Origin of the sequence: Micromonospora sp. NPDC005299 (assembly GCF_042872345.1) — a bacterium.
GTDB lineage: Bacteria > Actinomycetota > Actinomycetes > Mycobacteriales > Micromonosporaceae > Micromonospora.
Window position 1 is genome coordinate 587,652 of the sequence record NZ_JBIAKG010000003.1, and the last position, 17,230, is coordinate 604,881.

The window sequence follows — 17,230 nt, forward strand, 5'->3', positions numbered from 1 at the left end:
CCCTCAGCCGCCCGCGAAGGGCGGCAGCACGTCGACCGTCGCCCCGGCCGGCAGCGGTGCCTGACGATCATGGCAGGCCACGCCGTCGACCAGGAAACTCGCCGCCTTCAGCACCATGGCCAGCCGCTCGCCGTGCCGCTCGGTCAGCTCGTCGAGGAGCGCGTCGAGCGACCGGCCGGCGGATGTCGTCTCCTCGGCGCGACCGGCCGCGGCCCGCGCGCCGGCGAAGTAGCGGACGGTGAGCTGCACCGGTCAGCCTCCGATCGCCGACATCGGACGGGCGGGTTGCAGGAAGGTGGGGTCGTCGATGCCGTGCCCGGCCCGCTTGCCCCACATCGCGGCACGCCAGCGCCGGGCCAGCTCCTCGTCGTCCGCCCCGGCGCGCAGCGCGGCGCGCAGGTCGGATTCCTCGGTGGCGAAGAGACAGTTGCGGACCTGGCCGTCGGCGGTGAGCCGGGTCCGGTCGCAGTCTCCGCAGAACGGCCGGGTCACGCTGGCGATCACACCGACCCGGGCCGGGCCGCCGTCCACCAGCCAGGTCTCGGCCGGGGCCGCGCCCCGCTCGCCGGGGTCGGCGGTCAACGTGAACTCGGCGCGCAGGGCGGCGAGGATCTCGTCGGCGACGACCATGGTCGACCGGTCCCAGCCGTGCTGGGCGTCCAGCGGCATCTGCTCGATGAACCGCAGCTGGTAGCCGTGGGTCAGGGCGAAGCGGAGCAGCGCGGGTGCCTCGTCGTCGTTGATCCCGCGCATCAGCACGGCGTTGACCTTCACCGGGGTCAGCCCGGCGGCCGCCGCGCCGGCAAGCCCGGCCAGCACGTCGGCGTGCCGGTCCCGCCGGGTCAGCCCGGCGAACCGCTCCCGGTCCAGGGTGTCCAGCGAGACGTTTACCCGGTCCAGCCCGGCGGCGCGCAGGGTGGGCGCGAGGCGGTCCAGACCGATGCCGTTGGTGGTCAGTGAGATGCGTGGGCGGGGCTCCAGAGCAGCCACCGCCGCGACGATGCGGGCCAGGCCGGGCCGGATCAGCGGCTCGCCGCCGGTGAAGCGGACCTCGGTGACGCCGAGCCGGTGCACCGCCACCCGGATCAGCCGGACGATCTCGTCGTCGTCGAGCAGTTGCGGCCCGGCCAGCCAGGGCAGCCCCTCGGCGGGCATGCAGTAGGTGCAGCGCAGGTTGCACTTGTCGGTCAGCGAGACCCGGAGGTCCCGGGCGACCCGGCCGTAGCGGTCGACGAGGACCCCGTCGGTCGTCGTCGGGGCGGCGGTCACCCGTCGACCGTAGCGCGTCCGGTGCCGCGCAGCGCGGCGCGGGCGACGGAGTCCACCGCTGCCCGGTACGCGGCCCCGAACAGCGCGGTGTGCACCAGCAACAGGTGGAGCTGGTGCAGCGGCACCCGCTCCCGCCAACCGTCGGCCAGCGGCCACGCCTCCCGGTAGGCGGCCGTGATCCGGTCGAGGTGCGGCGGGCCGCCGAAGAGGGCGAGCTGGGCCAGGTCGGTCTCCCGGTGGCCGCCGTGGGCGGCGGGGTCCACCAGCCAGACCCGGTCGTCGAGGCCCCAGAGCAGGTTGCCGGGCCAGAGGTCGCCGTGGATCCGGGCCGGCGGCTCGTCGCCGCCGAACTCGGCGATCCGGTCGATCAGCTCCTCGACCGGGCCGACCTCCGCGGTGGTGAGCGCGCCGTTGTCGACCGACATCCGCAGGTAGGGCTGCAGCCGCCGCCGGGCGAACCACTCCGACCACGGGCCCGGGTCGGGCGTGTTGTCCTGCGGGAGCGCGCCGATGAACCCGGGCCACTCGGCGCCGAGGGCGGGGGCCCCGGCGCGGTGCAGCCCGGCCAGCTCGCGGCCGAACAACTCGGCACCCTCCGGCGTCGGCTCGCCGGTCTCGACCCAGTCGAGCGCCAGCAGCTCCGGCAGCGCCACCACCACCTCCGGTACGGCGACCGTGCCGGCCTCGCGCAGCCAGCGCAGCCCGGCGGCCTCGGCGGTGAAGAAGCCGTCGGGCGCGGCCCGCTCGGCGTGCTCCGGCCAGGTCTTGGCGAAGACCGAGTGCCCGTCGTCCAGCGTGAGCCGGGACGCGGCGCAGATGTCCCCGCCGGAGACCGGCGTCTCCCGGATCCGTTGGTGGGTCAGGAAGGTCGGCAGGTGCTCCGGGTGTGCCCGCAGGTACGCCAGGTCCATGAGCGCAACGTAGCCGGTCCGGAGGGCCGGTGCGGGCCGTGCGCGGCCCCACGGCGTGCCGGTCCTCGCCGACCTGGCCCGATACTCTCCGTATCTGTGGACAACCCGCGTGTCGTCCACAGGGCCTGTCGCGCCGGCATCGCTGCGCCGCACGCTCCCGGCATGAACTCCATCGAGCGTCCCCGCCTCGCCGTCCGCTCGCCCGCCGACCTCGTCGCCGCCGTGCCGTACCTGCTCGGTTTCCATCCCGCCGACAGCGTCGTGGTGGTGGCGATGCGTGGCCGGCGGGTCGTCTTCGCCGCCCGGAGTGACCTGCCCGAGCCGGGCAGCGACCCGCGCCGGGCCGCCCGGCACCTGGCCGAGGTGGTGGCCCGGCAGCGCACCGACGCCGCCACCGTGCTCGGCTACGGTCCCGCTGCCCGCGTCACCGGCGCGGTCGACGCGGTCGGCGAGGCCCTGGACCAGGCCGGGCTGCTCGTCCTCGACGCGCTCCGGGTGACCGACGGGCGCTGGTGGTCCTACCTCTGCGCCGAGCCGGCCTGCTGCCCGCCCGAGGGCACCCCCTACGACGCGGCGGCCAGCCAGGTCAGCGCGGCGGCCGTCTTCGCCGGTCAGGTCGCCCTGCCCGACCGGGCCGCGCTGGCCGCGCAGGTGGCCCCGATCGACGGGCCGGTCAGGGTGGCCATGCGCCGGGCCACCGTCCGGGCCCGCCATCGCCTGATGGAGCTCGCCGGGAAGGCGACCGGACCGACCGGGAAAGCAGCCCGGCCGGCCGGGGATGCCGGACTCGCCGGGGAGGCAGCCCGGCTGGCCGGGGATGCCGGTCGGACCGGGGTGGCGGCCGGGCTTGCTGAGGAGGCGGCCGGGCGGGCCGGAGAGGCGGTCGGGAACGCGCCGGTGGACGGCCGCGCGGTCCGCTCGGCGGGGGTGGCGGCGGTGCGCACCGCGTTCCGGCGGCACCGGCGCGGTGAGCGGCTCGGCGATGACGAGGTGGCCTGGTTGACGGTGCTCCTCACCCACCTCCCGGTCCGCGACCACGCGTGGTCCCGCACCGACGGTCGGGACGCCGACATCAGCCTCTGGACGGATGTGCTGTGCCGGGCCGAGCCGGAGCTGATCGCCGCCCCAGGGTGCCTGCTGGCCTTCGCCGCCTGGCGGGCCGGTCACGGCGCGCTGGCCGCCGTCGCCCTGGAACGGGTGCTGGCCGCCCATCCCGGCTACTCGCTCGCCGTGCTCCTCGACGACGCGCTGCGCCGCGGGCTGGCCCCGTCCGAGCTCGACGGCTGGCCCGCGACCGCCGGCCCGCTGGTGCTCCGCCGCCGCCGGCGCCGCCCCCAATGACCGCAGGAACAGGCCGCTCAGCGCCGCGAGGACGCCGGTGACCGCGCACGCGATGCGCCTCGCCGGTGACCGGGTCAGCCGGGCACGCGCTGCGCCCCGGTGTAGACGTTCATGGTCCCGCCGCGCAGGAAGCCGACCAGCGTCATTCCGGCCTCCTCGGCCAGGTCGGCGGCGAGCGTGCTGGGCGCGGAGACCGCGGCGAGCAGCGGCACCCCGGCCATCCACGCCTTCTGGGTCAGCTCGAAGCTCGCCCGGCCGGAGACCAGCAGCACGTGCCCGGCCAGCGGCAGCCGGCGTTCCCGGACGGCCCAGCCGACCACCTTGTCCACCGCGTTGTGCCGGCCGACGTCCTCGCGCAGCACCACCAGCTCGCCGTCGGCGGTGAAGAGCCCCGCCGCGTGCAGGCCCCCGGTGCGGTCGAAGGCGCGCTGGGCGGCGCGCAGCCGGTCGGGCAGCCCGGCGAGCAGCTCGGCGGTCACCGTCAGCGGATCCTCGCGCACGTCGAACTGCGAGCGGGTCCGGACGGAGTCGATGCTCGCCTTGCCGCAGACCCCGCACGAGCTGGTGGTGTAGAAGTTCCGGGACGGATCGGTGACGGGCTCGGGCACGTCGGGGGCCAGCACCACGTCGACCACGTTGTACGTGTTGGGGGTCTCCGCCCCGGCGCAGAGCTGCGCGGTGCGCACGTCGTCGGCCGACCGGATCAGCCCCTCGGTGAGGAGGAAGCCGATCGCCAGGTCCAGGTCGTCGCCGGGGGTGCGCATGGTCACCGCGAGCGGCTTGCGCCGGCCGGGTCCCGCCGGGCCGACCCGGATCTCCAGCGGCTCCTCCACCGCCAGGGTGTCCTGCCGGCGTATCCGCGCCCGCCCGTCGGCCGCCGCGTCGAGGTCGATCCGGAGCACGCCCCGCCGGTCAGTCGCCCGTCCCATGCCGCCCATCCTGCCCCGCGCCCCTGGCGACCCGCACGGCGACGCCGCCGCGGTTACCGTGGGCCGGTGACGGCGTACGCGGCGGTGGTGCTCTCGGGCGGCGCGGCCCGCCGGATGGGTGGGGTGGACAAGCCGGCCCGGCCGGTCGGCGGCCGGCCCATGCTGCACCGGGTGCTGGCGGCGGTGGCCGACGCGGGCGCGCGGATCGTGGTCGGCCCGGCCGGCCCGGTGCCCGAGGGGGTCCGGGTGACCCGCGAGGAGCCTCCCGGCGGCGGCCCGGTGGCGGGGACCGCCGCGGGTCTGGCCCTGCTCGATCCCGGCACCACCACCGTCGCGCTGCTCGCGGCGGACCTGCCGCTGCTCACCGCCGCGGCGGTGGCCGAGCTGCGGGGCGCCCTCGACGGCTCGGCCGCCGGGGTGGCCTGCTACGTCGACGGCGACGGCCGCCGGCAGCATCTCTGCGCGGTGTGGCGGGTGGGCGCGCTCCGGGCCGCCCTGGACCGGCTCGCCGCCGAGCGCGGCGGCACGGTCGACGGGGCGCCGGTGCGCGGGCTGCTCGCCGGCACGACCGTACGGGAGGTGTCCTGGTCCGGGTCCGGGCCGCCACCCTGGTTCGACTGCGACACTGACGAGGACGTACGGCGGGCCGAGGAGTGGACGAGATGACGGCGATGGACGACTGGGTCACGGCGGCCTGCGCCGAGCTGGGGCTGGACCCGGCCGAGGTGCCGGTGCCGACCGTGCTCGACCTGGCCAGGGACGTGGCGCACCAGGTGCTGCGGCCGGGGGCGCCGGTCACCGCGTACCTCCTGGGGGTGGCCGTGGGGCGCGGCGCGGACCCGGCCGCGGCGGCCGCCCGGCTCGGCGCGTTGGCCGGCACGTGGCCCGTGGAGCTGGACGGGTCCGCCCCCGGCGAGTAGCGCCTCCGGTCGGCTGTCCGATGCCGGTCGGGGTGATTGGACCCCCATCGTCCGTGGGTAGGGTGGCGAGGACGGACGGAGGCGATCATGACGGCAGACCACCCCTCGGCGCCGGCTGGTGAGCCCGCCGGCGCGGCGCCGGAGCAGCACGAGTCGATCCTGCTGGACGAGCCGACCACGGCCGACCTGCGGGCCAAGGTGACCGAGGCCTGGCGGGAGTTCGCCCGCGCGCTGGCCGATCGGCTGCGCGGGCTGCCCGCCGGCGCGCACCTGGAGGTCACCCTCGACCCGACCGCCTCCGGCACCGGGGACGCCGTCTACTCGGTGAGCGTGGACGCCGGCGAGGAGAGCCGCCTCTCGGCGCGGGCGGTCGGCAACGCGACCCTGCCGCAGGGCTACCGGCTGGACCGGGCCGCGGTGGCCGACATGATCGCGCTCGGCTGGTCCCCGCCCGGGGTGGTGGCGGGCTCCGGTGAGCAGTTCGGCCTGGACTGCGTCGCCGACGAGGCCGTCCGGTTGTCGGCCGTGCTGTCCCGGACGCTGCGCGACGTCTACGGCGCCCCGCACCCCGCCTTCCTGGTCTACCTGGTGCACGACGCCGAGGGGGAGCCGCTGCCGGAGGAGCCGCTCGGCACCGCGCGCAGCGAGTTCGGCCCGGACCGCGACGTGGAGGCCGACCTCGACGAGGCGCTGGCGGCCGCCGCCACCGCCCAGGCCGGCGAGAACGACGTGCTGGCCCTGGAGGAGCGGGTGCGCACGGTCGTCTCCACGATGCTGAAGTCCAAGGCCGACCAGGTGCAGGTCGACTCGGACGGCGACATCAACATCCGCGCCGGCTCGGCGATGGTCTTCGTCCGGGTCCGGGACAACCCGCCCCTGGTCGACGTCTTCTCCCCGGTGCTCACCGAGGTCGAGCCGACCGAGCGTCTCTACGTGAAGCTCTCCGAGCTGACTAACCGGATGCCGATCGGCCGGCTCTACTGCGCCGACGACACGGTGTGGGCCTCGATCCCGGTGTTCGGCCGCAACTTCCAGGCCACCCACCTGATGCTCGCCGTGCAGGTGATGACGGGGCTGGCCGACGAGCTGGACGACCGGCTGCACGGGGAGTTCGGCGGCAAGCGCTTCTTCGGTGAGGGGGACAAGCCGGCGCGCCCGCAGGAGCACCGCACCGGCATGTACCTCTGACGGCGGCGGCGGGGGGCGGGGCCAGGCGGCGTCAGGGGACGTCGAGGAGGGTCTTGCCGACCGTGGCCCGGGACTGGATGGCGGCGTGCGCGTCGGCGGCCCGCTCCAGCGGGAAACGCTGCCCGATCAGCGGCCGGAGCCGGCCGGCGGCCCCCTCGGCGAGCGCCTGTTCGGTGAGGGCGCGCAGCTCGTCGGGCGTGCCGCCGGGGCGGACCAGGGTCACCCCGCGAGCGGCGGCCTCCGGCTCGGGCAGGTCCGCCCAGGCGCCGCCGGCCAGCCCGAAGCTGACCATCCGCCCGCCCCGGTCGAGCAGGTCGAAGGCCGCCCGGGCGAGCGATCCACCCACCCCGTCGAAGACCACGTCCACGCCGCCGACGGCCGCCCGGACCCGGTCGGCCCAGTCCGGCTCGCGGTAGTCGACCACCGGGTCGAGGCCGCGCTCGCGGAGCAGGGCGACCTTGCGGGGACCGCCGGCCGCGGCGACCACCCGGGCGCCGGCCGCGGTGGCGACCTGGGTGAGCAGTCCGCCCACCCCGCCGGCCGCCGCCTCGACCAACACCCGCTCGCCGGGCCGCAGCCCGGCCGCCCGCGCCAGCATGAGCGCGGTCCGGCCGTCGGCGAGCAGCGCCACGGCCGCGTCCAGCGGCAGCCCGTCCGGTACGGGGATCGGCATGCCCTGGTCCACCGCCACGCGCTCGGCGTACCCGCCGGCGCCGCCGGTGGTGCTGACCACCCGCCGGCCGAGCAGCGCCGGGTCCACCCCGGGGCCGACCTCGGCGATCGTCCCGCCGACGCCGTTGCCCGGTATCACCGGCAGCGCCGCGGTGAACGGGCCGAACCCGGTGGCCCGGAACATCGTCTCGACGAAGGTGATGTTCGCGTGCGCCACCTCGACGAGGACCTGTCCCGGGCCGGGCACCGGATCCGGCGCCGGTCCGGGGACCAGCACCTCCGGCCCGCCGAACTCCCGTAGCCACACCGCCCGCACGTCGCCTCCCGCTGTCGTCCTCGGAACGTCCCGGTCCAGTTGACGACCTGAAGCGCGGTTGAGGTCAAGCCGAGGAGGGGCCGACGCCGGGGGACTCGACCAGCCGGGAGAGGACGATGGTGCTGCGGGACGAGGTGACGAAGGACTCGGCCCGCAACCGCTCCAGCGCCTCCTCCAGGTGTGAGATGTCGGCGGCCCGCAGGTGCACCAGCGCGTCCGCCTCGCCGGAGACCGTGTACGCGCCGACCACCTCGGGATGGCGGCGGGCGGCGGCGCCGATCTGGGCCGGGGTGGTCCGGCCGGCGCAGAACAGCTCGACGAACGCCTCCGTGGTCCACCCGACGGCGGCCGGGTCGACGACCGCCGTGAAGCCCCGGATGACCCCCGCCGATCGGAGTCGGTCGACCCGGCGCTTGACGGCGGGGGCGGAGAGTGACACCCGCGTGCCGATGTCCGCGTACGAGGCGCGGGCATCCGCCACGAGCAACGCAATGATTCGCTGGTCGACCGCGTCTATCTGCAACGTTCCGCCTCTGGGAAGCAATGGTTGTGGCTGTTACCAAAGTTGTACCGTACCTACTCTTGGTGACCGTGAACCAGCAGCGAGTCCCGCGAAAGCGGACATATCTCATGTGCTCGCCCGAGCACTTCGCGGTCGAGTACGCGATCAACCCGTGGATGGACGTGACCGCCCCGGTCGACGCGGAGCTGGCGGTCAAGCAGTGGGACCGCCTGCGCGAAACCCTGGTCGGCCTCGGCCACGAGGTGCACCTGCTCACGCCCGGGCGCGGGCTGCCGGACATGGTCTTCGCCGCCAACGGCGCGTTCGTGGTGGACGGCACGGTCTACGGCGCCCAGTTCAAGCACGAGCAGCGGGCCGCCGAGGCCGCCGTGCACCGGGCGTTCTACGAGGAGAACGGCTGGCGGTTCATGGCGCCGAGCGAGACCAACGAGGGCGAGGGCGACTTCGCCTACCTGCCGGAGGCGCACGGCGGGCTGGTCCTCGCGGGCCACGGCTTCCGCACCGAACTGGCCGCGCACGCCGAGGCGCAGGAGGCGCTCGGTCGACCGGTGGTCTCGCTGCGCCTGGTCGACCCGCGCTTCTACCACCTGGACGTGGCCCTCGCCTCGATCGACGACGAGAACATCGTCTACTACCCGGGCGCCTTCTCGTCGGCCAGCCAGAAGGTGCTCACCCAGCTCTTCCCCGACGCGGTGGTCGCGGACGACGACGACGCCCTGGCCTTCGGCCTCAACCTGGTCAGCGACGGGCTCAACGTGGTGCTGAACAGTGAGGCGACCCGGCTGGCCGGCAAGCTCAAGACGGCCGGCTACCACCCGGTCCCGGTCGAGCTGGCCGAGCTGAAGAAGGGCGGCGGCAGCGTGAAGTGCTGCATCGCCGAGCTGCGCCACTGACGCACGGGAACGGGCGGCCTCCCCTCGGGGAGACCGCCCGTTTCGCGTACGTGGGGTGGATCAGCCGAGCGTGGCCAGCTCGTTGATCACGACGTTGGCGAGCATCCGGCCGTCGAGCTGGACCTGGCGCAGGTACCACTTCTGCTGCGGAGTGCGCGACTGGTTGAACTGCCAGGCGCCACGCGGGCTGTCGATCTGGCCGATCTTGCCGAGCGCCAGGTTGACCTGCTGCGGGGTCGGGTTCTCACCGACCAGCCGGATCGCCTTGTCCAGCACCTGCGCGGCGTCGTACGAGGCCATCGCGTAGGTGGTGGGGGAGACGTTGTACGTCTTGCGGTACGCCGAGGCGAACACCCGGTTGGCGGTGTTGTTCAGGTCGGCCGAGTAGTTCAGCGCGGTCTGGATGCCGTGCTTCTCGATCAGCCCCCGCTCCTCGCCCTTCTCGCCGTCGTCGAGCTGGCCGAGCACGGTGCCCTCGGTGAGGAAGCCCGGCGCGTAGATCGGGCCCTTGTATCCCTCGGCGTAGAGCTGCTTGACGAACTGGACCGCCTGCGCCCCGGCGTAGTGGCAGAAGACCGCGTCGGGCCGGCGGCCCAGGGCCCTGGCGATCGGGCCGGTGTAGACCCCCTTGCCCGGGTTGGGGTAGTCGGGGGTGAAGATCGGGTCATCGCTCAGCCGGCGGCCGCCCTGCTCGTAGCCGCGCCGGAGGCCGTCGATGACGTCCCGGCTGCTCTGGCCCTGGGTGCCGAAGATGGCGATCCGGCTGGACGCGTCGAGCGTCTGCCGCAGGTACTGCCCGAGCGCCTCGCCCGGCTCGTTCAGCACGTAGGAGGTGCGCCAGATGTAGACGACGCTCTGCAGGCTGATGGGGGAGGCGTTGGAGCCGACCAGCGGCATCCGCGCCTGCTCGACCGCGTCCCGGATGCCCAACATCACGGCGGAGCTGACCACGCCGGTGAGCGCCAGCACGCCCTCCTTGACCAGCCGGTCGACGGCGGCCTGGCCGGTCTTGGCGGTGTCGCCCTCCTCGGCCGGCACCAGCGTCACCGGGTGGCCGCCGAGTTGCCCCTCGTTGAGGGTGAGGAACATCTGGAACCCGTTGGTGATCTCGTCCCCGATGACCTTGTTCGGGCCGCTGCCCGGGACGATCAGCCCGATCTTGATCGGGCTGCCGGGCTTGGCCTCGTCCACGGTGTCGGTCCCGGAGCCGCAGCCCGCCGCCAGCCCGGTGGTACCCAGTGCGGCCAGCAGTTGTAGGGCCCGCCTGCGGTTCATCTGCGACACCGATTTCCTTTCCGATGGAGCGGCCAGGGTGCAACGCCCCCTCGGCGTTCTACCTGCTCCGCGACGCTGCGTCAATGCCAGGAAGATCATCGTGAAGCGACCGCAACGCGGCGACCACCCGCGGCCAGGCCGCCGAGTCCGGGGCGATTAGCCCGAAATGCTCACATTCGGGCAGTTCAATGAGCGTGGCGGGACTGCCGGCGGCCCGGGCGGCCGCCACCCAGGACCGGCTGATGGCGATCGGGACCTGCTGGTCGAGAAGCCCGTGCAGGACTACTGTGCGTGCCCGTATCGGCACCAACGACGATGGATCCGTGGCCGCGTACCGGTCCGGGACGTCGGCCGGGCCGCCGCCGAGCAGCGCGGCCACCGCGCCGGAGTCCAGGTCCAGCCGGTACGCCTCGGCGAGGTCCGCGACCGGCGCCAGCGCGAGCACGCCGCCGACGGTGGCCGGGGCGTGCGCGGCCACGTAGAGCGCCAGGTGCCCGCCGGCCGAGTGGCCGACGACGATCGGTGGGGCGGACGCCACCAGGCCGGGCAGCGCGGCCGCGGCCAACCCGGGCAGCGCCGCCACCCCGGCCAGCACGTCGGTGAGGGTGTGCGGCCAGCCCCCGCCCGGCTGGCCGGTGCGCCGGTACTCCACCTGGGCGACCGGGTGGCCGAGCGCGGCCAGCGCCGCCGCCATCGGGCCGGTGTGGGTGCGGTCGTACTCGGCCCGCCAGAAGCCGCCGTGCACCACGACCACCAGCCGGCGGGGCGGCCCGCCGCCGGCCGGCCGGCGCAGGTCGGCACACTGGTCCGGGTGGTCGCCGTAGGTGACGGTGGCGTCCGGCGGCGGGGCCGGCCGGGTCAGCACGGCACGCGGGTCTGCGGGCATGACGGCGACGGTAGCGCGCCCCGGCCGGGTGGTTCCGGCCCGGCAGCCGGTCCGGGCGCGTGCGCGTGGTGGCGGTGGGTAAAGATGGGTCCCATGACCGAAGCGCGCTTCGCCGGACAGGACGACGACGAACAGGGCAACGATGGCATCCCCGGCACCGTGGTGGTGGTCGGGCCGGACGGCCGGCCGGTCGGCACCGTGCAGACCGACGAGGGCCAGGGTGAGGATCCGACCCGCCTGGTCGAGCAGCCCGCCAAGGTGATGCGGATCGGCAGCATGATCAAGCAGCTGCTGGAGGAGGTCAAGGCGGCGCCCCTCGACGACGCCAGCCGGCACCGGATGCGCGAGATCCACGAGCGCTCGATCGTCGAGCTGAAGGAGGGCCTCGCCCCCGAGCTGCGCGAGGAGCTGGAGCGGATCTCGCTGCCCTTCACCGAGGACCAGGCGCCCAGCGAGGGCGAGCTGCGGATCGCCCACGCCCAGCTGGTCGGCTGGCTGGAGGGGCTGTTCCACGGCATCCAGGCCGCGCTGGTCGCCCAGCAGATGGCCGCCCGCGTCCAGCTGGAGCAGATGCGCTCCGGCCGGCAGGCGCTGCCCAGCGGCCCGGGTGGCGGGATGGTGCCGGGCATGCCGGGCATGCCGCAGGGCAACGAGGGCCACGCGCCCGGCCAGTACCTCTGACCGGCCGGGGCGCGAGGGCGCCCCGGCCGCTCAGGCCACCCCGAAGACCTGTTCGAGATACGCGGCCACGCCGTCGGCGGTGTTCGGCCCGGTCACCTCGTCGGCGATCGCCAGGACGGCCGGGTGCGCGTTGGCGACCGCCACCGCCCGGCCGGCCCAGGTCAGCATCGGCAGGTCGTTCGGCATGTCGCCGAAGGCCAGCACGTCCCGCTCGTCGATGCCGAGTCGCGCCGCGTACCAGGCGAGGCCGGCCGCCTTGGTCACCCCGGCGGCGGAGATCTCCACCAGCCCGCTGTACGACGAGTGGGTCGCCTCGGCCAGCCCCTGAAGGGCGCCGGCCACCACCCGGACGAACACGTCCGGGTCCTGCTCCCCGGCCCGGGCCAGCAGCTTCACGGCCGGGACGGCGAGCAGCTCCTCCGGCGACTCGATGGCCCGGATCGCATCGGCGTCGGCGTCCCAGCGCAGCGGGTAGTGCGCCTCGTGCCGCATCTGCCGGCTGTCCACGATCTCCACCGCGAGGCTCACCCCGGGCACCTCGGCCCGGAGCCGCCGGGCCACCTCGGCCAGCAGGTCGGGGGCGAGCGGGTCGGCGCGGAGCACCTCGTCGGTGACCGGGTCGTACACCACCGCGCCGTTCGCGCAGATCGCCGGCAGCGGCTCGGCGAGCTGGTCGTACACGAGCTGGAGCCAGCGGATGGGACGGCCGGTGACCAGCACGACCGGCGTGCCCGCCGCGGAGATCCGGGCCAGCACCTCCGCCGTGCGCGGGCTGAGCGTCCGGTCGTCCCGGAGCAGCGTGCCGTCGATGTCGCTCGCGACGAGCCGAGGTGCCTCTCCCATCACCGGGAGAGTAGTCGGTCCAGGTAGACCGCGACGCCGTCGTCGTCGTTGCGCAGGGTGATCTCGTCGGCCGCGGCCCGCACCTCCGGGTGCGCGTTGGCCACCGCCACGCGGCCCCAGCCGGCCCACTCGAACATCGGCAGGTCGTTCGGCTGGTCGCCGAAGACCAGCACCTCGGCCGGGTCGACGCCGAGCCGCTCGGCGACCACGCTGAGCCCGGTGGACTTGTCCACCCCGGGCGGGCAGATCTCGACGAAGCCGAGCCCGGCCTGGGTGAGCGAGGCCAGTTCGGCCGGGACGATCCGGCGGGCCACCGCCAGCAGCTCGTCCACGTGGTGGTCGGCGGTCCGCGCGAACGCCTTGAGCACGTCGCAGGAGAGGCACTCCGCGCGGCTGCGCGCCTCGAACCGCTCGGGGTAGGGCCAGCTCGGGTGGTAGTCGCCCCAGAGCGGCGCGTCGGGCTCGTCCGACGCCTCCACCATCACGGTGAGCGGGCCGACGGCGGCCTCCAGGTCGGCCACGATCCGGGCCAGCACGCTGCCCGGCAGGCGCTCGTCGCGCAGCACCAGCGGCCCCGCCGGATCGCTCTGGTCGACCACCCGACCCCCGCCGGCCATCACCAGGAAGTCGGCGGCGCGGATGTCGTTGCGGGTCAGCTCGGTCAGGCGGGGCCCCCGGCCGGTGGCGCCGACCACCGGGATCCCCGCGGCCCGCACCCGGTCGAGCACCTCGTGGGTGTAGGCGGAGACGGTCTCGTCGCTGCGGACGAGCGTGCCGTCGAGGTCGGTGGCGATCAGCTTGGGCAGTCCCGGGCGGGTCATGGTTCCTCCTTCGCCCGCCGCCGTCGCGTCGGCCGTCCAGGTCCTCGGTGCCGCGGCCACCGGACGGCGGGCAGCAACCGTATCTCGCGGAACGGGTCGCAACCATGGCTTTTCGGCGAATCGGACACCAACCCGCGGCGGCCGTCCGGTGTCCCTCGCGGCTCGCCCCGCAGGGCGGCAGGCGGGTGGTCCGGGGCGGCTGAAGGACCTGGCCGCCGCCCGGTCAGCGGGGCGGTTCGGGCCGGGCGAAGGGCGTGGTGGGCTGCACGCTCAGGTCGGTCGGGCCCGGCGGCAGCTCGTCCTCGGTCGCCCGGCGCCGGCCCCGGCCGGACCAGCCGTCCGGTGCCCCGGCGGCCGGCTCCGCCCGGGGCTCATCCACTCGACCGGCCGGCGCGGCGCCGGTCCGGCCGGCCAGGTGCAGCGCGGCGGCCAGCAGCACGGTGGCGAGGAAGGCGGTGACCAGGCCGCGCCCGTGCTCCACCTGCAACCGCTGCTCGGTGGGGAAGAAGAGGGCGCGGCGGCTCAGCTCCTGCAGCGAGAAGGCGGTCGCGATCAGCACGGCCAGCAGGGCCGCCGCGAGGCCGAGACCGGCGAGCCGGGCATGCTGCCGCACCGCCGGCGCGCCGCGCAGCGCCAGGGCCACGGCGACCGCCAGGCCGAGCAGACCCACCAGGTACGCCACCCCGAAGCCGCCCACCTCCGCGACCCCGCTCGGAAGCCGGACCGTGCTGCTCCCGTCCGGGCCCTCGTTGGGCACGGTCATCACCAGCCACTCGCCGATCAGCGAGGCGACCGCGGCCACCGCGCCGAGGCCGGCGAGCACCGGCGGGAGGCGATGGTCCCGGCCCAGGCCGGCGAGCGAGCGCCCCACCCGGCCGGGCGGAGCTGGTTCGGCGTCGCCCCACTCCACGACGGCGGTGCCGTCGGACCGGTTGTCCTGCCTGGGGATGGGGAGATCCTGGGACATCGGCCACCTTCCCGTACGCGGGCCTGCCCCGAATCATGACACGGCCGGCACGCGGTGACAGGGACCGCAAGCGCACAGCCCGGTGCGGGGCGGGCCGCTTTCCGTTAGCGTCGGTGCCATGCCTATCCGTACCGCTTCCGCTCGTTGGCAGGGCAACCTCACCGAGGGGTCCGGCACCGTCCGCACCGGCAAGGGCGGCCTGACCGGCAACTACTCCTTCAAGTCCCGCTTCGAGGAGGGCGAGGGCACCAACCCCGAGGAGCTGATCGGCGCCGCGCACGCCAGCTGCTTCTCGATGGCCCTCTCCAAGCAGCTCGCCGACGCGGGCGCCACCGACGCCTCGGTCGACACCACCGCCAAGGTGCACTTCGACAAGACCGACGCGGGCATGACCGTGACCCGGATCGACCTGGAGACCGTCGGCCAGGTCCCGGGCCTGGACGAGGCCCAGTTCACCAAGCTGGCCGAGGCGGCCAAGGAGAACTGCCCGATCTCCCGGCTGCTCTCCCCCGGCGCGCAGATCACGCTGAACGCCCGCCTGGCCTGACCACGCCGGACACGGCAGGGGTGCCCCACCGGGCGCCCTTGCCGTGCCGCGCGCCGATGTGAAGGGGTGACCGGGCCGCGTGGCCGTGCAGATGAGCCGGGAGCGGTTCGAGGAACTCGTCGGCGAGGCGCTCGACGAGGTGCCCGAGGAACTGCTCGGGCTGATGAGCAACGTGGTCATCCTGGTCGAGGACGACCCGCCGCCGGGCGAGGACCTGCTCGGGCTCTACGAGGGGCACGCGCTCACCGAGCGGGGCTGGGACTACGCCGGCGTGCTGCCGGACCGCATCCTCATCTACCGCAACCCCATCCTGGCGATCTGCGACACCGAGGACGACGTCGTGGACGAGGTCGCGGTGACGGTGGTGCACGAGATCGCCCACCACTTCGGCATCGACGACGAGCGCCTGCACGCCCTCGGCTGGGGCTGACCGGGCCCGTGTCGCGCCCCGCTCGGCCGATCCCCGCTGTTGCGCGGGTCCCCTAACCTCCGGTGCAGGCACACCCCGATGCAGGAGGAAACCCATGCGCAGCGCGCTGTTCTCCGCGGAGAACCTTGAGAAGGAATCCCAGCAGCCGGGCATGCGGCTGCAGAACTCCAAGATGCTGAAGATCGAGCTGAACGGCGAGGCGATGGCCCGGGTCGGGTCCATGGTCGCGTACCAGGGTCAGGTGCAGTTCCAGGCGCTCGGCTCCGGCGGCATCGGCAAGTTCATCAAGCAGCGGCTCACCGGTGAGGGCGTGCCGCTGATGAAGCTCTCCGGGCGCGGTGACGTCTTCCTTGCCGAGCTCGCCAAGGACGTGCACATCATCGACCTGGAGCCCGGCGACGCCCTGTCGATCAACGGCTCCAGCGTGCTGGCCTTCGACTCCACCCTCCAGTACGACATCAAGATGGTCGGCGGCGCCGGGATGGCGTCCTCGTCCGGCCTGTTCAACTGCGTCTTCAGCGGCCACGGCCGGATCGCGATCACGACCAAGGGCACCCCGGTCGTGCTCAACGTCGACCAGCCCACCTACGTCGACCCGCAGGCCGCGGTCTGCTGGTCGGCCAACCTCCAGACCGGCTACCACCGGGCCGAGCAGCTCGGCCTGGGCACGCTGCTCGGCCGGAGCACCGGCGAGGCGTTCACGATGAGCTTCGCCGGTCAGGGCTTCGTCGTGGTCCAGCCCTCCGAGGAGCCTCCGGTGCAGGGCAGCGGCGCCCAGCAGCAGCAGGGCGGCCTGCTCGGCGGCCTGCTCCAGTGACCGCCCGGTGTGCGGGGTGCCCGGTCCGGGCGCCCCGGCACCGTCAGTTCAGCTCGCCGGCGCGCAGCCGGGACAGCCAGGCCGCCGCGTCCGCGTAGTCGGTGTCGGAGAGCCCGGCCGGAGCGGGGACCGGTCGGTCGCCCGCCGCCGGGCTCCAGCGGTGCCGGGGGTACGACCCGAGGAAGCGCACGCCGGCGCAGACCCGGCGCAGCCCCTGCAGCGCCTCGCCGAGGCGTACGTCGGCGACGTGGCCGGTGCAGTCCAGGAAGAAGACGTACCGGCCGAGCGCCTCGCCGGTGGGGCGGGACTCGATCCGGGTCAGGTTCACCCCGCGGGTGGCCAACTCGGTGAGCACCGACAGCAGCGCGCCGACCCGGTCGTGCGCGATGTAGACCGCCAGCGAGGTCACGTCGTCGCCGGTCGGAGGCGGGGGCGGGCCGGGGCGGGAGACCAGCGCGAACCGGGTCACCGCGTCCGGGTGGTCGGCGATCTTGTCGGCGAGCACGGCCAGCCGGTGCCGGGTGGCGCCGATCGGCGCGCAGATGGCGGCGTCGTACTCGCCGCTCGCCGCGCCCGCCGCGGCGGCGCCGTTGGAGAGCACGTCGACCACCGTGGCGTCGGGCAGGTGGTCGCGGAGCCAGCCCCGGCACTGGGTGGACGCCTGCGGGTGGGCCGCCACGTTGCGCACCTCGGCCAGCGCGATCCCGGAGCGGGCGGCGAGGACGAACTCGACCGGCAGGATCACCTCGCGGGTGATCACCAGGGGGTCCCCCTCGGCCAGCTCGTCCAGGGTCACCCCGACCGCGCCGCCGATCGAGTTCTCCATGGGCACCAGAGCGGCGTCCGCCTCGCCGGCCCGTACGGCGTCCAGCGCCTCGCCCACGCTGCGTGCCGGCGTCCGGCCACCTCGCTCGGCGGCGGGGACGGTGCGCAGCGCCTGCTCGGCGAAGGTGCCCTCGGGACCCAGGTAGACGAAGCGGGTCGGCGGTGTTCCCGGCATG

General features: G+C 74.8%; 21 protein-coding genes. 9 read left to right on the top strand and 12 right to left on the bottom strand.

Annotation, left to right across the window (positions count from 1 at the left end; all coding sequences use genetic code 11):
* Window positions 1-3 precede the first annotated feature (3 nt).
* From ACFYPD_RS12210 to ACFYPD_RS12220, 3 genes are read right to left on the bottom strand one after another with little or no spacing between them, the layout of a single operon-like run.
* Entirely contained in the window at window positions 4-249 is a 246-nt protein-coding gene (locus ACFYPD_RS12210) for a MoaD/ThiS family protein (RefSeq protein WP_387111915.1), read from the bottom strand.
* A gap of 3 nt (window positions 250-252) precedes the next feature.
* Window positions 253-1,269: a GTP 3',8-cyclase MoaA gene (gene moaA / locus ACFYPD_RS12215; RefSeq protein ID WP_387111918.1), complete on the bottom strand. Its 1,017-nt coding sequence runs from the start codon at window positions 1,267-1,269 to the stop codon at window positions 253-255.
* Window positions 1,266-2,180 carry a fructosamine kinase family protein gene (locus tag ACFYPD_RS12220; RefSeq protein WP_387111921.1) on the bottom strand — a complete coding sequence of 305 codons (915 nt, stop codon included), beginning with the start codon at window positions 2,178-2,180 and terminating at the stop codon, window positions 1,266-1,268. Before ACFYPD_RS12220 ends, moaA begins: the two co-directional genes overlap by 4 nt.
* Before the next feature lie 162 nt (window positions 2,181-2,342).
* On the opposite strand from ACFYPD_RS12220, the gene ACFYPD_RS12225 reads away from it, so the two are divergent.
* Window positions 2,343-3,521, top strand: coding sequence for a DUF4192 domain-containing protein (locus ACFYPD_RS12225; RefSeq protein ID WP_387111924.1), 1,179 nt, complete (start codon window positions 2,343-2,345; stop codon window positions 3,519-3,521).
* A gap of 74 nt (window positions 3,522-3,595) precedes the next feature.
* On the opposite strand, the gene fdhD is transcribed toward ACFYPD_RS12225, so the two are convergent.
* Window positions 3,596-4,450: a formate dehydrogenase accessory sulfurtransferase FdhD gene (gene fdhD, locus ACFYPD_RS12230; RefSeq protein ID WP_387111927.1), complete on the bottom strand. Its 855-nt coding sequence runs from the start codon at window positions 4,448-4,450 to the stop codon at window positions 3,596-3,598.
* 66 nt (window positions 4,451-4,516) lie between these two features.
* Here fdhD and ACFYPD_RS12235 point away from each other — a divergent pair, with 66 nt between their 5' ends.
* From ACFYPD_RS12235 to ACFYPD_RS12245, 3 genes are all read left to right on the top strand, one after another.
* A complete protein-coding gene (locus tag ACFYPD_RS12235) occupies window positions 4,517-5,116 on the top strand; it encodes a molybdenum cofactor guanylyltransferase (RefSeq protein ID WP_387111929.1) in 600 nt (199 codons plus the stop codon).
* Complete coding sequence (locus tag ACFYPD_RS12240; RefSeq protein WP_387111932.1) at window positions 5,113-5,370, top strand: DUF6457 domain-containing protein; 258 nt, start codon at window positions 5,113-5,115, stop codon at window positions 5,368-5,370. The genes ACFYPD_RS12235 and ACFYPD_RS12240 overlap by 4 nt, the downstream gene beginning before the upstream one ends.
* A gap of 87 nt (window positions 5,371-5,457) precedes the next feature.
* The gene (locus tag ACFYPD_RS12245; RefSeq protein WP_387111934.1) at window positions 5,458-6,558 is read left to right on the top strand and encodes a hypothetical protein; all 1,101 of its coding nucleotides are present in this window, start codon (window positions 5,458-5,460) and stop codon (window positions 6,556-6,558) included.
* Between the two features lie 31 nt (window positions 6,559-6,589).
* Here ACFYPD_RS12245 and ACFYPD_RS12250 read toward each other — a convergent pair whose 3' ends face one another.
* Together ACFYPD_RS12250 and ACFYPD_RS12255 are read right to left on the bottom strand one after the other, a co-directional pair.
* Window positions 6,590-7,546, bottom strand: a complete 957-nt coding sequence (locus tag ACFYPD_RS12250) for a zinc-binding dehydrogenase (RefSeq protein WP_387111936.1) — start codon at window positions 7,544-7,546, stop codon at window positions 6,590-6,592.
* 64 nt (window positions 7,547-7,610) lie between these two features.
* On the bottom strand, window positions 7,611-8,069 hold the full coding sequence (locus ACFYPD_RS12255) for an Lrp/AsnC family transcriptional regulator (protein ID WP_355054572.1): 459 nt from the start codon (window positions 8,067-8,069) through the stop codon (window positions 7,611-7,613).
* 59 nt (window positions 8,070-8,128) lie between these two features.
* Here ACFYPD_RS12255 and ddaH point away from each other — a divergent pair, with 59 nt between their 5' ends.
* Window positions 8,129-8,962, top strand: a complete 834-nt coding sequence (gene ddaH, locus ACFYPD_RS12260) for a dimethylargininase (RefSeq protein ID WP_387111939.1) — start codon at window positions 8,129-8,131, stop codon at window positions 8,960-8,962.
* Window positions 8,963-9,022: 60 nt separating this feature from the next.
* On the opposite strand, the gene ACFYPD_RS12265 is transcribed toward ddaH, so the two are convergent.
* Both ACFYPD_RS12265 and ACFYPD_RS12270 read right to left on the bottom strand, forming a co-directional pair.
* Window positions 9,023-10,246, bottom strand: a complete 1,224-nt coding sequence (locus ACFYPD_RS12265) for an ABC transporter substrate-binding protein (protein WP_387111942.1) — start codon at window positions 10,244-10,246, stop codon at window positions 9,023-9,025.
* Between the two features lie 49 nt (window positions 10,247-10,295).
* Window positions 10,296-11,123, bottom strand: a complete 828-nt coding sequence (locus ACFYPD_RS12270) for an alpha/beta hydrolase family protein (protein WP_387111944.1) — start codon at window positions 11,121-11,123, stop codon at window positions 10,296-10,298.
* Window positions 11,124-11,207: 84 nt separating this feature from the next.
* Between ACFYPD_RS12270 and ACFYPD_RS12275 the strand changes: the two genes are divergently transcribed.
* Window positions 11,208-11,804: a bacterial proteasome activator family protein gene (locus ACFYPD_RS12275; RefSeq protein WP_387111947.1), complete on the top strand. Its 597-nt coding sequence runs from the start codon at window positions 11,208-11,210 to the stop codon at window positions 11,802-11,804.
* A 30-nt stretch (window positions 11,805-11,834) separates the two neighbouring features.
* Here the strand turns inward: ACFYPD_RS12275 and ACFYPD_RS12280 are convergent, their stop codons facing one another.
* From ACFYPD_RS12280 to ACFYPD_RS12290, 3 genes are all read right to left on the bottom strand, one after another.
* Window positions 11,835-12,647 carry an HAD family hydrolase gene (locus ACFYPD_RS12280; protein WP_387111950.1) on the bottom strand — a complete coding sequence of 271 codons (813 nt, stop codon included), beginning with the start codon at window positions 12,645-12,647 and terminating at the stop codon, window positions 11,835-11,837.
* Window positions 12,647-13,468 carry an HAD family hydrolase gene (locus tag ACFYPD_RS12285; protein WP_387111952.1) on the bottom strand — a complete coding sequence of 274 codons (822 nt, stop codon included), beginning with the start codon at window positions 13,466-13,468 and terminating at the stop codon, window positions 12,647-12,649. The genes ACFYPD_RS12280 and ACFYPD_RS12285 overlap by 1 nt, the downstream gene beginning before the upstream one ends.
* 223 nt (window positions 13,469-13,691) lie before the next feature.
* On the bottom strand, window positions 13,692-14,435 hold the full coding sequence (locus ACFYPD_RS12290; RefSeq protein ID WP_387111955.1) for a hypothetical protein: 744 nt from the start codon (window positions 14,433-14,435) through the stop codon (window positions 13,692-13,694).
* A 118-nt stretch (window positions 14,436-14,553) separates the two neighbouring features.
* On the opposite strand from ACFYPD_RS12290, the gene ACFYPD_RS12295 reads away from it, so the two are divergent.
* The 3 genes from ACFYPD_RS12295 to ACFYPD_RS12305 all read left to right on the top strand — a co-directional run bounded on the left by ACFYPD_RS12295 (window position 14,554) and on the right by ACFYPD_RS12305 (window position 16,229).
* A complete protein-coding gene (locus tag ACFYPD_RS12295) occupies window positions 14,554-14,982 on the top strand; it encodes an OsmC family protein (RefSeq protein ID WP_387111958.1) in 429 nt (142 codons plus the stop codon).
* Window positions 14,983-15,067: 85 nt separating this feature from the next.
* A complete protein-coding gene (locus tag ACFYPD_RS12300) occupies window positions 15,068-15,412 on the top strand; it encodes a metallopeptidase family protein (RefSeq protein WP_387112387.1) in 345 nt (114 codons plus the stop codon).
* Window positions 15,413-15,506: 94 nt separating this feature from the next.
* Entirely contained in the window at window positions 15,507-16,229 is a 723-nt protein-coding gene (locus ACFYPD_RS12305) for an AIM24 family protein (RefSeq protein WP_387111960.1), read from the top strand.
* A gap of 43 nt (window positions 16,230-16,272) precedes the next feature.
* Here the strand turns inward: ACFYPD_RS12305 and pheA are convergent, their stop codons facing one another.
* Window positions 16,273-17,229 (bottom strand): prephenate dehydratase, encoded by a 957-nt coding sequence (gene pheA / locus ACFYPD_RS12310; protein WP_387111963.1) that lies wholly within the window; start codon window positions 17,227-17,229, stop codon window positions 16,273-16,275.
* Window position 17,230: the final 1 nt, after the last annotated feature.